The 16023-nt window shown below is 35.3% G+C and carries 14 protein-coding genes; 5 read left to right on the top strand and 9 right to left on the bottom strand.

Annotation, left to right across the window (positions count from 1 at the left end; all coding sequences use genetic code 11):
- Positions 1-350 precede the first annotated feature (350 nt).
- Entirely contained in the window at positions 351-1622 is a 1272-nt protein-coding gene (locus V7122_RS03430; RefSeq protein WP_335525812.1) for a hypothetical protein, read from the bottom strand.
- Between the two features lie 170 nt (positions 1623-1792).
- A complete protein-coding gene (locus V7122_RS03425) occupies positions 1793-2665 on the bottom strand; it encodes a YitT family protein (RefSeq protein ID WP_335346683.1) in 873 nt (290 codons plus the stop codon).
- 218 nt (positions 2666-2883) lie between these two features.
- Here V7122_RS03425 and V7122_RS03420 point away from each other — a divergent pair, with 218 nt between their 5' ends.
- The gene (locus V7122_RS03420; protein WP_335346682.1) at positions 2884-3615 is read left to right on the top strand and encodes a YheC/YheD family protein; all 732 of its coding nucleotides are present in this window, start codon (positions 2884-2886) and stop codon (positions 3613-3615) included.
- 333 nt (positions 3616-3948) lie between these two features.
- Positions 3949-7119: an ATP-binding cassette domain-containing protein gene (locus V7122_RS03415; RefSeq protein ID WP_335346681.1), complete on the top strand. Its 3171-nt coding sequence runs from the start codon at positions 3949-3951 to the stop codon at positions 7117-7119.
- A 240-nt stretch (positions 7120-7359) separates the two neighbouring features.
- Here the strand turns inward: V7122_RS03415 and V7122_RS03410 are convergent, their stop codons facing one another.
- A complete protein-coding gene (locus V7122_RS03410; protein ID WP_335485710.1) occupies positions 7360-7878 on the bottom strand; it encodes a GNAT family N-acetyltransferase in 519 nt (172 codons plus the stop codon).
- 23 nt (positions 7879-7901) lie between these two features.
- On the bottom strand, positions 7902-8354 hold the full coding sequence (locus V7122_RS03405) for a MarR family winged helix-turn-helix transcriptional regulator (protein WP_335346679.1): 453 nt from the start codon (positions 8352-8354) through the stop codon (positions 7902-7904).
- Positions 8355-8470: 116 nt separating this feature from the next.
- On the opposite strand from V7122_RS03405, the gene V7122_RS03400 reads away from it, so the two are divergent.
- A complete protein-coding gene (locus V7122_RS03400; RefSeq protein ID WP_335346678.1) occupies positions 8471-9115 on the top strand; it encodes a YczE/YyaS/YitT family protein in 645 nt (214 codons plus the stop codon).
- Positions 9116-9195: 80 nt separating this feature from the next.
- On the opposite strand, the gene V7122_RS03395 is transcribed toward V7122_RS03400, so the two are convergent.
- A complete protein-coding gene (locus tag V7122_RS03395) occupies positions 9196-9735 on the bottom strand; it encodes a flavodoxin family protein (RefSeq protein WP_335346677.1) in 540 nt (179 codons plus the stop codon).
- A 130-nt stretch (positions 9736-9865) separates the two neighbouring features.
- Here V7122_RS03395 and V7122_RS03390 point away from each other — a divergent pair, with 130 nt between their 5' ends.
- Positions 9866-10750, top strand: a complete 885-nt coding sequence (locus tag V7122_RS03390) for a LysR family transcriptional regulator (protein ID WP_335346676.1) — start codon at positions 9866-9868, stop codon at positions 10748-10750.
- A 476-nt stretch (positions 10751-11226) separates the two neighbouring features.
- Here V7122_RS03390 and V7122_RS03385 read toward each other — a convergent pair whose 3' ends face one another.
- Positions 11227-11937, bottom strand: a complete 711-nt coding sequence (locus tag V7122_RS03385) for an ankyrin repeat domain-containing protein (RefSeq protein WP_335344984.1) — start codon at positions 11935-11937, stop codon at positions 11227-11229.
- A gap of 187 nt (positions 11938-12124) precedes the next feature.
- Complete coding sequence (locus tag V7122_RS03380) at positions 12125-13432, bottom strand: purine/pyrimidine permease (RefSeq protein WP_335344985.1); 1308 nt, start codon at positions 13430-13432, stop codon at positions 12125-12127.
- Positions 13433-13720: 288 nt separating this feature from the next.
- Between V7122_RS03380 and V7122_RS03375 the strand changes: the two genes are divergently transcribed.
- A complete protein-coding gene (locus V7122_RS03375) occupies positions 13721-14626 on the top strand; it encodes a LysR family transcriptional regulator (RefSeq protein ID WP_335344986.1) in 906 nt (301 codons plus the stop codon).
- 183 nt (positions 14627-14809) lie between these two features.
- On the opposite strand, the gene V7122_RS03370 is transcribed toward V7122_RS03375, so the two are convergent.
- Positions 14810-15301 carry a GNAT family N-acetyltransferase gene (locus tag V7122_RS03370; RefSeq protein WP_335525811.1) on the bottom strand — a complete coding sequence of 164 codons (492 nt, stop codon included), beginning with the start codon at positions 15299-15301 and terminating at the stop codon, positions 14810-14812.
- A 317-nt stretch (positions 15302-15618) separates the two neighbouring features.
- Positions 15619-16020, bottom strand: a complete 402-nt coding sequence (gene arsC, locus V7122_RS03365; protein WP_335525810.1) for an arsenate reductase (thioredoxin) — start codon at positions 16018-16020, stop codon at positions 15619-15621.
- Positions 16021-16023 lie beyond the last annotated feature (3 nt).

The following is a 16023-nucleotide window of genomic DNA, read 5'->3' as shown; positions in this document are numbered from 1 at the left end:
TTATATGTCAAGATATTACTTCTTCGTCTATTATTTTGTACAATCATGTGAAGTTTTTTATTCTTGATTCTATCTAGGTTAAATCAGGCAATATCCTAACCGTAAGAACGTTGACTAGTGTGGCACCGCACCTAAGGTTATTTCTATCTGAGCTTAGCGGACATCAGTTCCTTTATTTGTGTCAAAGTGGGTTAATTCCAAATGTTTATGGACACTGATTCCGCTATTTTGTAAAAATATAGCGATTTCCTGTGTTTTTTCGTAAATAACGTACTCAGTGTCCGGTAAGCCCCTAAATTATAGTCATTTAATAAAAATAGCGGATTTAATGTCCTCCTCAACTAATAAAACTATAAGTCATCTAATGAAATAACTTCACCGCTTCCTGCATTTACTCCATGATGACAATCAATTTTTCCGCATAAAACATATTGTTTTTGCTTAAAGTCATATACATAATAAGGTTTGAGCTCAAACAATTCCTTGATTTTTTCAAATGCTTCATCTTTCGTGATCGTTACTTTATCAGGCGCTTGAAATTGATCATAACTCTCCAACATTGGTTTGTTATCCATGTAATTTGCTGCTTGAAGGCTTCTCGCATCAATCATAATCATCAACTTTCTTTGAAAGACAAGATTATCCTGGTGGTTAGCCCTCAATATTGCATGAATATATCCTTTGTCACGATGTAGAGTTTTAAGCATCCATTTTCCAGTATCTTTCGGATATTCCCGTCTTAATAACTCCTCTACTGCCATCTCACATTTCTCTTGTTCTACCTTTGTGATTGGGAATGAAAAAGGACTTGGCTCGCATGAAAATGCTTGATCAACCGTGACATCTTCAATCCAACTAATCTCTTTTCTTATAAATGGTTCATTAATTGGTTTATTCCAAGAAATAGTTTTACCTATTTTCAAAAACGACCTTACATCCGCTATTATTTCAAATGGAATCGTAGACGTTCCATCATTCGTAACATAAATCTCTTCGACCATATAAACAGAAAATATTTTTTCCTTTTCATAGGAAGGAAATTCAATCAATTTCAATTGTTCCTTCCCCAAATGTTCCACCTTTCCAAGGGAAAGCTTAAAAGTTTCTTCTTTAACTATTTCTTCAGAAGGAAATTGACCATGTACAGAAAACGAAGTGAGTTTTCCTTCCTGATTATATTTAACATCAATAAATCCAGAAGGAGACACTGCTACACCTTCAAAGCATTCTTTAAATTGAAGTTCTCCTTCGCCCTCTTTATGTAATTGAAATTGCTTCCCATATGTTAATCCAGTTTCTCGTTCAATCCATTTTATTATTGTGTTTGTATCTAGGTTGGGAAATGTAATCCCACCCTTTGCAAATGTCTTCCCCATTACGAAAATAGCACTCTCAAACTTACGAGTATTCACATTTATCTCAATAACTGCTGTTCCTTCAGGGTTTGAATCATCATCCTCTTGTTCAGTTACATCATTAGGAAACCATTCCATACAAAGTATATAAACCGTCTCATTGAAGATGTTGACGTTTCGAGAAAGGCTATGGCGTTGTAAGTAGTAATGATCTAAACCAAACTTTATCTTTGTGAAATCAATTAACTCTTGTATTCTTCTATCCACTTACATATCCCCTCTGTTCATTTAATTCCTGAATTATATTAGAAAGAAGTAATAGGAACGTCACTTCTCCGATTAAGTCTTTCTGATTTATAACATCCTTTTTCACTCGCCTAACAAGGTTGTTTTTCTAAAATCAGATAATTAGAACAGTGCCTGTGGATTGCGCTTTTTTAATGAATATCGCGCTTTATGAAGCTGCCACCCTGCACTTCTGATACATCGTATATCGCTACAAAGGATTTTGGGTCAATTTCATTTATGATTTCTTTCATTTTGCTTTCTTCCAAACGGTTAATGATACAAGTGATTTCCTTGAATTGCTCATTTGAATAACTGCCAAGTGTCAGCGTATACGTTGCTCCACGGCCCAATCTCTCACGTATGGTTTTAACCATTAATTCAGGTTCAGTAGTGATAATTTTAAAGGTTTTCGAGCCACTTAAACCTTCCTCAACAATGTGAATGACTTTAGATGCTATAAAGTAGGCAATCGCTGATAATATGGCTCCTTGCAGACCAAATATTGTTGATACGACAATAAAAACAAACATATTTAAAAATAGAATTAGATCACTTGTCCCAAAAGGTAACTTTCGAGAAAGCAATACGGCTAACATATCAATTCCATCTAATGCCCCGCCATTACGTAAGGCTAATCCCATTCCAAAACCGATGATAATCCCACCAACAACGGTTATTAATAATGTGTCCCCTTGAATTATGGTTGTTACATGATGCATAAGGCTGGTGCTAACTGCTAGTGAAGCTATACCGAGAACCGAAAAAGCAGCAAAACTTTTACCAATTTGTTTATATCCTAAATATACGAAGGGAATATTTAATAATGCAATTAGAAGTCCTAGGGGTAATCCAATCAATTGTGAGCCAACGATACTCAGTCCTGTCACACCACCGTCTGATACTTGGTTTGGGATTAATACCGCCTCTAGCCCATATGCAGTTATAAATCCCCCAATAACAACCAATAGTGCCCGTACAACCATCATCAGTTTATTGCGTTTTTGTTTTATCACTGTACTCATTCATTTTCCTACTTTCAACTTTTCAATTATTTATGTAATTATTTTTAACACAATTTTACTTTTTAGCACAAATAAAACAACTTGCCGAAACTAAAGACAAGACAACGTTGATTATCATTTTTTTATTATTCAAAACCCTCTGCTTGTTAAAAGATTGTCCAAGAAAATAATGTTCCTGTGAATACGATGTAATGAAAAATGAAAAGGTGGTGAAACCAATGGGGAGAAATGGGGGGAAATGGATAATACATCGGGTATTGAGAGATGAGAAGCTACTATCGGAACATTTGCCCGAAACCCAATTGCTAACGGAAGAATCGTTATGGGAGTTACTTGACCGCCATAGAGTAGTAATAGTGAAACCATGTATGGGACGTTTCGGATATGGTGTCATACAAGTGTCTAAATTAGGAGAGGACCATTTTCAAATTCACAATCAAGCTAAAAAGATAACCTTCTCCAGTAGAGATCAAACATATCGATACCTAATGGATCAAAAACCGAAAAGGAAGTATTACGTTGTTCAACAGAAAATCCCTTTGGCTCATATCGATGGAAATCCTTTTGACATAAGAGTTATGGTACAGAGAAGAAAAGGTTCAACGGAATGGAACGTAACAGGTAAGGTATGTAAAGTAGCAGCTGAACATTTTATTGTTACAAATGTGGCCAGAGAGGTTTTAACCATAGAGGAGGCTAGCTTTCGTTCTTCATTATTCGAGGTCCCTCTCCAATTTATTTTATCCGAAATTGACAGAGTCTCTCTACTAACTTCCGTTACATTAGGTAACTATTATTCTAGCCAACTTACTTTCGGACTTGATGTAGGATGTGATCAGAAGGGACATATTTGGATTATTGAAGTGAATCTTGCCCCTTCTATTGTCCCTTTCAGACTTTTAAAGGATAAATCAATGCTGAGAAAAATCAAAAGCTTCTATAAACGGTAGAAAAACATTGTTAATGCAATGGTATTAGTTAATTAAGGAAAAAGGACGAGTCCATAATGGATCATTACAAAACATGTAAGATCAACCTTTTAAAAACTTGAAACACGGTTAGCATAAATTGCTCCACGCTGGGTAATCTTTTTTTCTCAAGGTGGGGTAGAGTCAGGAAAAAAACGCGGTTACAAAGTTAAGCCCAATTCCCCCATTTTTAACATCGCTAAGAAATTTGTCTACCATTAGTATAAGGTTGCCGATTCGAAAAAAACGCAACAAATTCATTTGAAGTTGTGCTAACATGGCAATACTAGATTTAGAGAATGGAGATGATATCCAATGAAAATAAATCAATTAATTGCCAACAATATTAACCGTTTAGATGCCGTCTTGCCGGAAGATCAGACGCTCGGAATTGCTGGTTTATCCGGATCTGGTAAAACTACATTTTGTCAAACCATTGGTGAAGAATCCAAGAAGCGTCTCGTTTCCTTATTGCCAAAGGCTGAATATCAGTACTTATTTCCAAATATTATGGAAACTAATTTCAGTGCCATCAAGATGGAAGAGATGCCTTTAGTACTTTTTCTCGGAAGATCATCCATTTCTTCCAATCCGCGTTCAACAATTGGCACGCATACTGGCGTATTTACAGAGATTCGTGGAAGACTTGCCGAAAAATACGATCTTTCCCCAGAAGTCTTTTCATTTAATAATGAATTAGGCTGGTGTCCTAAGTGTAAAGGCCGCGGTACTAATAATAATGTCGAATGTCCAAAGTGTGAGGGAAGGCGCTATAATCAAGAAACCCTGCAATATACGATTGAATTATTGGATCAGCCACATAATATTTCCGATATCAATAACTTGAGCGTTGAAACCATTCTTTCACTAGCAGATGCTCTAAATCTTAGTGAAGGGAAACAAAATATTCTTAAAAACATTATCAATATGAATATTGGTTACTTAACATTAAATCGCATTATGGGTACATTGTCAGGTGGAGAATTAACACGTCTTTACTTGGCAGAGTTTATGGCAGTAAGTGAAAATACCGTTATTATTATTGATGAAATCTCTGTTGGTCTTGATCACCAAACACTATTGAACATTTTAGAACAGATTAAACATTTAGGCTTTAAGAATCAAATTTGGCTCATTGATCATTCAGACACAGTGCTCGATACAACGAATGAGCAATTGTTCTTCGGACCTGGCAGCGGAAAATATGGTGGAAAAATTGTAGAAGTATCTCCTCGTCCCGAGCCAATCGTTCTGGAACGAAATCAAACAACGCCAACAGAATACTATCAATTTCATGATTTATATTGCCGGAATATCCAAATGGCAGAATTTCAGATTCCAAAAAATAGACTGGTAACCGTTACGGGTGAATCAGGATGCGGGAAATCTACACTTATCAATGAATGCATAGCTCAAGATTTTCTGAAGCGATACAAGAAAGATAAACTCGTTATGGTAGGTCAAGATCGAAACCAATCGATTACGAGCCGGTCAACTGTTGCAACTTTTCTTGATATTAAAAAGAAGCTCACAAAATATAGTGAAGATATTGATGATATTTTTCTGCGCTCGATTGAAGATATTATTGATGAACTGCCAAAAGAAGACATCGTACATAAACGCTTAAGCTTATTAATCAAACTTGGACTTGGTTACTTGACATTAGAAAGAAAAACACAGTCTTTATCAACTGGTGAATTTCAATGTGTCCATTTAGTTTCTGAGTTGTTTGCTAACTCAAGAAATCCACATACGCTTTTTATATTTGACGAACCTTCAAAAGGTTTATCACAAAATATTTTAAATCAATTCATTGATAGCATAAGAATCATTCTGCAAGATGAATCCGTCTCTATCATCATGATCGAACATAATTCATATATGCTAGCAAACTCCGATTTTATCGTTGACTTTGGTAAAAGACAGCTTGCACCTGTGGAGCATCTTGATGTTGTCAGTCACGATGATTATTATCGTCTTAAAAAAATCGATGCGACCGCTGCACCATCGCCTATTTCTTCTACACTCAAGCAGCAAAATGGAATTACCTATTTAAAAGAAAATCATATTGCCTACTTTAAAGAGGCAGAAAACGTCTATAAGGGCGGCATCTTAAAAAGCTTATCATCAATGGCCCGCTTAATTTATGGTGAATACGAATCTGACAAAATCGCACCTGTGATCGCAATTGATTTAGAAAGACACTTGTATAGTCAATATAGTTTTCTCTATGAAATGGGTGGATTGATCAACTATATTGTAGCAGCTCATCCGACTAATAAAGATACGAGGAGATTTGATTTCTTTTCTCCGGACAATCATTGCCCATCATGCTCAGGACGTCTTAAGATTGAAATATTTGATAAAGATCTTGTCATTCAAGACAAAAATCTTCCATTCTGGGATGGTCTATTCTATCCAGAAATAATGGAAGTATTAAAATTTTATCAATATCCAAAGTTAGAATTTCTATTTGAAGAAATTAAGAATGAACTTGGTCAAGATTTAACAAAAAGCTATCATGAGATGTCAGATGAAGAAAAGCATACATTTTGGTACGGGTATTTTGAAAAGTCATTTTATGATAAGAAAGGCAAGGCACGTAGAACATGGGTCGGTTTTAATACGATCCTTGGTATGTATATTGTTGTTTCAAAATCAATCATTAAGGAGCAAATGAAAGCTTCTAAAGAAATGATTACATGTCCAATTTGTGAGGGTACTGTTTTAAACCATCATAAACCGCTTAAATTTGGAGATATAGATATTCGTGAAATAATCAATCAGCCGATTGACCAAGTATTGAAAATAACTGGGAACTTACCTGAACTGGAAAAATTGAAGTCTATTGTAGGCGGAGATATGATTTTGACAGAAGACGTCTCTCTGCTGCCTAGGGAAACACAAGTCGCGCTGAAAATGCTTGAACTAGAACTAGCAAGCTTTACGGGTTATGAAATGGTATTACAAAATGTCTTACCATTCTGGGGCAGTATTAGCGGCAATATCGAATCCATCAGCCTTAATAATCGAATCACCATCAGTGATTTTGCCAATATCACTGAGACGAGAGAAACGATCATAGATAAGTATTTCACCAATGGAAAATACAAAAAACTAACTTATGTCTATGAAGCGTTTGGCTACAAAAAATTAATTACCCAAATTAATAAAATTAAAAAAAGCCATCCATGTCCATTCTGTAAAGGGAAGAAAGTGATATCAGAAGATAATCTCCATGATGGCGTGTTTAAATTAACCATTCCATGTGTAAGTTGTTATGCAAGTGGCATCAATGATGATGGCCTAAAGGAGCTTGTTGATGGCATACAAGTAAAAACATGGTTAACTGGAACAGTAAGTGATGTTGTAGATGAAGGCTTATTAACAGAAGCTGTTGCACATATTCCCATTTTCAATCGTATACGTGAGTTGAATAAACGAGATATGATGGCAGTGTATCAATGCCTTGAGCAACATAATTAAATTAGAACACGTTGTTGTTCTAGTCCGAGATAAATTCGCATTTTTACTGTGTCACGGAGGGATAAAAGCCTAGGAGAAAATGTAACAGTTTTCTCTCAGGCTTTTTTTGCTTTTTGGAAAGAATAAAATTGGAGGTGTTTATTAAATGAATACAGATTGGATGAAAGTATTTGTTGCTGCTTTCTTTGAAGCTGTAGGACTAAAACTTGTTTCTTAATAAATATATTGAAGGATTTATTGTTATATAAGTGTTTTGGTCATTATAAGGTCCGTTTGTTCTTCATCACCCATATAAAAGGAGTGAGCCCCAGTTTGAACAAACCCCATTTTCTTATAAAAAGCAATAGCATTTTCATTTTTTTCCCATACGCCTAGCCAGATTTTCTTTTTCTTACGATCCATTGCAATTTCCATAGCTTGATTTAGCAGATATTTACCAAGCCCATGTTTTTGGAATTTGTTCTTTATGTAGATCCTCTCGATTTCAAATGATTCTTTACCCATTTCTTCAGACTGTGCTTCATTGGTATTGACCTTTAAATATCCAGCCATTTCATTATGAAAATAAACAAAAAAGAATTCCGAAGACATATTGGATAATTCTTTTTCTAATTGTTTTAAGTTAAATGCTCTTTCCAAATAGGCATTCATATTTTCGGGTGAATTCTGATCTTTAAATGTATCGTTGAATGTTTCAATACTTATTTCTTGGAGTGTTTGTAAATCTTCATGGGTACACTTTTTTAACTTTATTGTCATTTAGATATGGCTCCTTTATATATTTAGTAATCTCTTTTGTTTCCCTTTTTTATTAATTCCCAGTCTTTTTCAATATTTTTTCTTACTCTCTGAAGGAGGTTGAAAATGGTTTCTGCTTCTCTTTCGGAGAATCCTGTTAATGCGACACTATTCGAATGATCATGTTCTTTTTTTATGAAAGGATAAACATTTTTTCCTTTTTCAGTTGGAAAGAGTTTTTTTATTTTTTTGTTATGTTCATCATCTTTCTTTTCAATAAAGCCATTCATTTCAAGTTTTTTAATAGCACGAGCTGCAGTTGTTCGATCAACTTTTATCATCTCAGCTACCTTTTCTTGAATGATTCCAGGGTTTTCACATATTCGCACAAGGTACAAATACTGCCCTTTTGTAAGGTCATATTCTTTAAATTCGATATTGCTTATTGAATCTAATGCTCTTGCTATCATTCCAATTTCACGAAGAATTTCCTTCATAATTAACTCCTTAGGCACATATTTTTGTTGCATATGCAATAAATTTAGCATATATTAAATTTAACTTAAATTTGTTGTATTTGCAACAAAACACAACGATAAAGAGGTCGAGTGGAGTGAAATATGTTTATTTTGTATTAGGAATTTTAATATTAACCTTTGGTATTTCTTTGACTATACAATCAGATCTTGGAACATCACCTTTTGATGCACTTTTGGTAGGACTGTCCATAAATGTGGGGCTTACCGTGGGAAGCTGGGAAATCATTATCGCTTTCATATTAATCTGTTGTAATTCACTTTTAAAAAGACAAAGGCCTGAAGTTCTGGGGTTATTAACAGCATTTATAACGGGTGTCGGTATTGATATGTGGCTTTTTTTATTACACAATTTGATAACACCTGAACTATGGTTCAACAAAGTTGTTTGTTTTGGAATCGGCTTAGTTGTAATAGGATTTGGAACTGCCATTTATTTACACACAAATTTTGCACCAATACCAGTTGACCGATTAACATTAATCATACAAGAAATAACTAGAACAAATATATTTTTTTCGAGAACATTCATTTATCTCGTATTCTTGATCATGGCATTGATTTTTAATGGGCCGATTGGCGTTGGTACTTTATTAACCGTTTGTTTAGGCGGACTAATACTTAATTACTTTATGCCAGTCACTAAAAAAATATTAGACCGCAAATTAACACATTCTCGTACTTCATCAAATTATGATAAAGAAAAAAGCCATTCAATATAGAATGGTTTTTGTTTTTGTTGCTACCTGCAAGTAGAGTTAAGAATACCGATTTAATAGCGTGAGGAACTCAGCCTGAAGCATTATTGTAATTTTTTTCGAAGTTGTTCCGCTGCATACAGTGCTTTCAAGTCTTGTGCAATATCACCCGGTCTGTTTCCTTCTCCAATAATATATCCTTCAAAAGTTGTCCCTACAAAGTCAAAGATATGTTGAAACTGCTGAATCATTGGTAAACCTTTAATGTATGGCTGATCTCCACCCACTGCAATGACATATGCTCTTTTCTGAGACATTTGCTTTTTAAAATCGGGATACTTGGTGTCTCTTAAAGTCTGGGACCAACGATCAATAAAATTTTTCATTATTCCTGACATGCTATACCAATAAATCGGTGTAGAAAAAAGAAGAATATCATGCGGAAGAATACGATCAATAACGACGTTGTAATCATCATTCACTTCGGGAAATCCCTCCTCTGCATGCCGTTTATCTAATATCGGTTCTATTAAATATTCCTTCAGATATATTTCTTCCACAACTAAGCCTTGAGTCGCTAACTTTGTCAACGTCTCTGTATTCCCGTTTGGACGGCTTCCACCGTAAATAACTGCAATGGTCATCAGTAATTCCTCCATTTTGTAGTTGATTTGTTAGTTAGTATTTACTATTTTATAATGAAACTCAGAAACAATAAAACGGATTATTTCGATTGAATCAATCGATAATTACGATTAAGAGGAGGTGAGCGAATTGGAAATTAAACAGCTGATTACTTTTAAGATCGCCGCAGAAAATTTGAACTTTACCCAAACGGCAAAAATATTGAATTTTGCACAATCAAGTGTAACGGCTCAAATCAAAGCCCTTGAGGATGAGATTGGCAAACCCTTATTTGAGCGTTTAGGAAAAAGATTAATTTTAACAGATGCCGGATATCAATTTAAAACATATGCTGAAAAAATGATTCGTTTAAGTGAAGAAGCGATTACGGCTGCAAACGGAGAAGAAGAACTATCTGGCATTCTAACAATTGGGGCTCAGGAGAGTCAGTGTACCTATCGATTACCTCCAATTCTTAAAGAATTCAAGGCTGCATTTCCAAAAGTTAAACTAGTATTTAAACCTGCACATTCTGACGAAATGGCGAGAAAGCACCTTATGGAGGGATTATTAGATGTTGCTTTTATTATGGATAAAAGGAAGCCTGAAGGATCGTTAAGAGTGGAGCAGCTTATCAAAGAGGAGTTAAAACTAGTTATCACACCAAACCAACCTAAATCAGCTTTTTCAATAGATGATCTGAAGCATGAAACGCTATTACTCACAGAAGCTGGTTGTTCATATAGGAATATGTTCGAAGAATCCCTAAATTCTCTTGGAATCTACCCGTTAGATAAAATAGAATTTGCCAGTATAGAGGCCATCAAACAATGTGTAATTGCAGGTTTGGGCGTGGCATTACTGCCTGAGATGGTTGTAAAAAAAGAACTTGAAGAGGGACGATTAAAGGAATTACCGTGGAATGCTTCTTCATCACCGCTTTATACTCAAATTGCTTGGCATAAGGATAAATGGATGACACCACCTTTAGATGAATTTATTAACTTAACTCGTAAGATGTTTCTGTCTGTATAACATCATTTATTTTTACTCTATGTCGTGAGAATAATGTTTTTCAAGAAGAAATTAAATATTATAGGGCTAGAAAAAAAGGAATGTCTCTAAAATTGAGACATTCCTTCAGATTGATCTAGAGTGCAACCTGCTTTAACAAAACAAAATTGTAATGTGACATTAAAGTTATTTAATTTTAATACAAAAACACATATAGTCCTGTCCTAATATGAGGGCGGGGTAAAAATAAAGTTGTTTAGTTTTGGTGAAGTGAGGCTGGACGGACATTTCAAAAGGATAAGCCTGTGAAAAGTGTACTTCATTGCACTTAAAAGTAAAACAATAAAGTCGTTTAAATCTGAGAGCTTTATTCAAGAACGCGCCTGACTGTTTGAGGTATAATCCCTTACTGATAAATCATCTTTCCTTAATGTGAACAGATAAGGGTTTAAAAAAAGCTATTATTTGGGTTTAGCAAAAATAATAGGTTCAAGTATTTATTTTGCCCCTGCTTTTAACAAAATTTTTTCAATCTCTTTAAAGCCTTTCTCACGTGCATGTTGTAATGGAGTCACCTTATTATTATCTGGAATGTTCACATCCGCCCCATTTTCTATCAGCAATTGCACCGTTTGCTGCTGCTTTTCGTCTCCATCATTTAAAATAATTGCTTCCAATAAAGCTGTCCAACCAAGATTATTGACATGATTCACATCAATATCCGTATGGGTAAGAAGTTCTTTGATTACATCCACAAATCCATGTTCTGAGGCAGGGATTAAAGCTGTTCCCCCATACCGGTTTGTAATCGCCGGATCGGCCCCTGCTTCAATCGTAAGTTTTAGAATATCTATATACCCTTCCGCTCCAGCATACAGGAAGGGATTGTTTTTCATATCATCCTGGATATTCACATCTGCCCCTGCCTTAATAAATACTTTTGCAGTTTCTACATCATTGTTATAGGTTGCAATCATAGTGGCAGTCCGTCCTTTTGAGTCTTGTGCGTTGATATTCGCACCTTCCTTAATGAGTCTGCTTATGGCGTCTGCCTTTCCTTGTTCTGCTGCTTGAAGCAACTCTTTATTTAATCCTTCGCTCATGATTTCTTTCTCCTTTTCTTGTTTTTTCGGTTCTCCGCTATTGTTAGAAATACAACCTTGCAGCAAGAGAATACATCCTATAAATGCGATCATCCACTTCCACATAAATATACGCCTCTATTCTAATATTGTTGCTCCGTTCTTTTTACCTGAGGAGTGAAATTATATTCTTTCTCTTGGAGAACATGTTCCGTTAAAATGCTATTTATTTATTTCCAAAGAACAAAAACTCGATTGCAAATTTCATGAATTTTTCGTGACTCATTTAAAAACACTCCTTGAAAAGTAAATATTAAATATGATTTTTTTCACTAATGTTTTTTGATTTCCATAGCTGTTCTAGCACAATTACGATGATCGTACCAACAATGAGACCATTGCTTAAAAAATATTGGAGAATCGTAGGCAGACTCTGAAATATCCCTTTAGGAAGATACATTATTCCAAAACTGATTAGCAATGTGATTCCTAATATAGTTAACCGGCGTTGATCTAATTCGTCTTTCAAAAGGGACTGAAACGAAATCCCGATCATTTGGACAAAGGATGCTAAACTTACGGCACAAGCAATAGGGGCGGGAAGCATGGCTAAGAAGTGGACGATCGCCGGAACACAGGCTATACCTGATAAGGCTAAACTTGCTACCAGGAAAGGCATCATTCGTTTTTGCCCGGTTAATCGGATAAAGCCTGCCGATACTGGCAATGGCACAATTCCTATCGTAGAAAAAAGAGATGAAAGAACATGTGTAATACCGCCTGCCCAACTGGCGCGGTTAATGGTTTGTTTTTCGGATTCCCCTGATTCCGGAACTGCTTGTTTTACAGCCGTAACGGCCGCTATTGTATTAGAGACTACAATAAACGTAAAGATAATGGAGGTTATAACCATTCCAGCATTTAACTGCGGAGTCCCCCATGCAAAAATTTCTGGTAATTTAATAAAGGAAGCCTGTGTGGAAATCGTATTGGGGGTTTTTCCCAATAAGAAATATAGTACCCACCCAATTAAAATTCCTAACAGCACGGAGTAACTTTTCATCCATCCTTTTCCTTTAATTGATAGCACAATCACTAAAACAAATACGCCAAATGAAATCGCTGCTATTCCATAATCCAGGTTGAACTGTTCTTGTATTCCGAGCATTCCCTCTAAAAATACACCACTTAGTTGAAGAGTCAGAATCAAAAGAAAAGAACCAGTAACTAAAGGAGTGAACAAAAACATCAGCCGATTAACCAGGCCAGTTATACCGAGAATAAATAGTAAAAATCCCGTAACTAGCAAGCCACCTTCTAAAAGTTGTAATGTTTCTGTCGTACTTTCCCCCTGCTGAATCGCCATACCCGCTAAAATGACAAATACACTGACCCATGAACCTGCAGGACCGTCAGCGATCGGATATCGATGTCCGAGCCATCCTTGTATAAAAGAGCTTATTCCCACCACAAAAAAAGTTCGTTGCATCAATTCGGAGATTTCCTCTATCGTTAAATGAAATACTCCTCCGATTACGATCGGTAATGCAATGGAAGTGGCCAGCAAGAAAAAAAACCATTGAAATATGCTTAAACCGCTGTAAAAACGTAGTTGCTTCATATTACCTCACCCTTATACATGATGTTTATTATTGAGACTTCCAAGTGATAATAGAAATGAGTTCTACATGGCTGATAAATAAGGGGCTCCAACAAGAAAAGCTTATATTTAAGTATCTCGATGTTCTATCCAACATTTGGAAAATCTTGAAAAATCATCGCTGTTAAAGCCGTTTCGAGAAATTTCTTTTTATCTAGAATCATGATATCTTAGAATGAAGTATATGAAAAATATAAAAAAAATTAATTTTACTTAAGTTTTTCATATAGGAGGGATGTTTTTCCACTGATGGATATTAGACAACTGCGATATTTCATAGCTATTGTAGAAGAAAGAAAAATTTCCGCTGCCGCTCAAAGACTTCATATCTCCCAGCCTCCGCTAAGTCAGCAGCTGAAAACAATGGAAGATGAATTGGGAACGAAATTAGTAGAGAGAAATGGGAGATTTTTAGAAGTGACGGAAGCAGGAAAATCATTATATAAGTATGCGCTACAAATGACTCAGTTAATGGAAGAAGCTAGAATGGAAGTAAAGGAAGTCGGAAACGGGGTAAGTGGAAGATTGACGATTGGTATCAATACTTTTTCGGTAGTCGAATTACCAGAGTTACTTCACCAATTCCACAAAAAATATCCTAAAGTTACTTATAAAATTCATCAAAATGAGTCAGTTCATCTTTGTCAACTGGTGAGAGACCGAATTGTAGAACTGGCGATTATACGTTTACCGCTCGACTTAGATGATTTTTCAGCAATCCATCTTCATACAGAACCTTTTTACTTCATTACTTCAAATAAAGACGAACCTTTTAATCATCAGGTTATACTTGCAGACATTCAAAATCGCCCTCTGATTTTACCGAGTACAGAAGGACTAGGAGTCCATTATATGATTTTAGAAGCATTTTCGAAAGCTCAACTGCATCCGAACATTATTGCAGAGTGCTCTGACATCTCCCTTTTATTAGATTTAGTCGCTTGTAATTTTGGACAAGCTATTGTTCCGGAAACCGTCATTAAACAATACAAAAACTACAATATCCAAGCTTTCAAAATTAAAGATACAGAGCTATCTGCATCTACGGGCTTAATATGGCTGAAAAATCATTATCTATCAAAAACCGCTCAAAACTTTACAAACCTATTAACTGATTACCTCCAGCAAAACACGGATTACAGTGTTAAGGATTAAAAATCCCAATCTCTCAGTGATATAAATGAGAAATTGGGATTTTATTATTCAACAATTATGTTTATAGCACTTTAAATATCAAGTAAAACAAGTGCTTCAAGATCAACCCTGTTCAAGCTCTTCGAGTGTCTCTGGTGCATAGACAGAAAACCTTACAGCCCGCTCTGGACAACTAAATTCGGTTCACCCTTCTCTTAATTTGACCATGTTATACCAGCTTACTCCACCATGTTTTGATTCAGACATACCATGGTTAACGAATCCAAATTTTTCATAAAAAGAAACTAATTCTTGTTTACATGTTAATGTGATTCCTTCTCTTTCATTTTCTTCTACAAGCTCTTCCATTTTCTCAATTAAAATCTTTGCAATTCCTTGATTTCTAGCCTGTTTGGATACCGCTAACCCTAAAACACTCTGATATCCTCCTCTTTTCGGATTCTCTTTGATTTCTTTAAAAAGATTATCCGTTATGTAAGGTTGATTAATAATAGGGCCATTAATATAACCAAGTATTTCCCCTTCCTTTTCTATCACAATAAAGGTATCAGCTATCAACTGAATTCTTTCGATAAATGCTTCTTTTGTAGCAGCTTCTTCTTGTGAAAAGCCTTCTTTCTCAATAGATAGCAGCTGTTCTAAATCTGTCATTTGAACATTTCTTAAAGTAATCATCTTGTCTATCCCCCTTTACTATTCATTATAAATAAATCTTTAGTATTTCTACTTTATTCTCAATCTGGTCTTAATTTAACATCATCTCTTTTTAGATCCATTGAAAATTTCTTCTTAAACCGGCTACGTTGCATTAAGTATTACAAAATTTCACAATGTCTTCTAAAATTTAACCTAGATATCTAAGTATTGTTCAACAATCTGGGGCTTAATATAAAGAAGGAACGTAATTCTTGCTGTAGAAATGCGCCCTATTGTAAAAGTATCTAGTTTAAGCTAGACCCTTAAAGTTTGTACTGATTTGTACAAGATGTTTCTTATTTCCCTGTTTCACTAAATTGCTTAATCCGTTCACCAATTTCGTCACGAACACGCTGAAATTCAGACCACACTTTTCCAGCCGGATCATCAAATCCCCAATGTTCACGCTTCACATGTGGCGGTGTAATTGGACATTTATCAGCAGCATCCCCACATAATGTAACCACTAAATCAGCATTATTTAAGATTTCAGGATCAATAGTATCTGATGTTTGACTGGAAATATCAACACTAGCTTCCTGCATGGCCTTTATAGCATTCGGGTTTAATCCATGTGCTTCTATTCCAGCACTGTATACCTTCCACTCATCACCTAAATATTTCTTTGCCCAACCTTCAGCCATTTGGCTGCGACAAGAGTTTCCTGTACACAAAAAATAAATAGTTTTTTTAGACATGAT

It is taken from the genome of Bacillus sp. JJ1532, assembly GCF_036965085.1.
Classification (GTDB): Bacteria; Bacillota; Bacilli; order Bacillales; family Cytobacillaceae; genus Cytobacillus.
The sequence above is the reverse complement of the archived record's forward strand: the minus strand, read 5'-3'. Positions and strand labels throughout refer to the sequence as shown.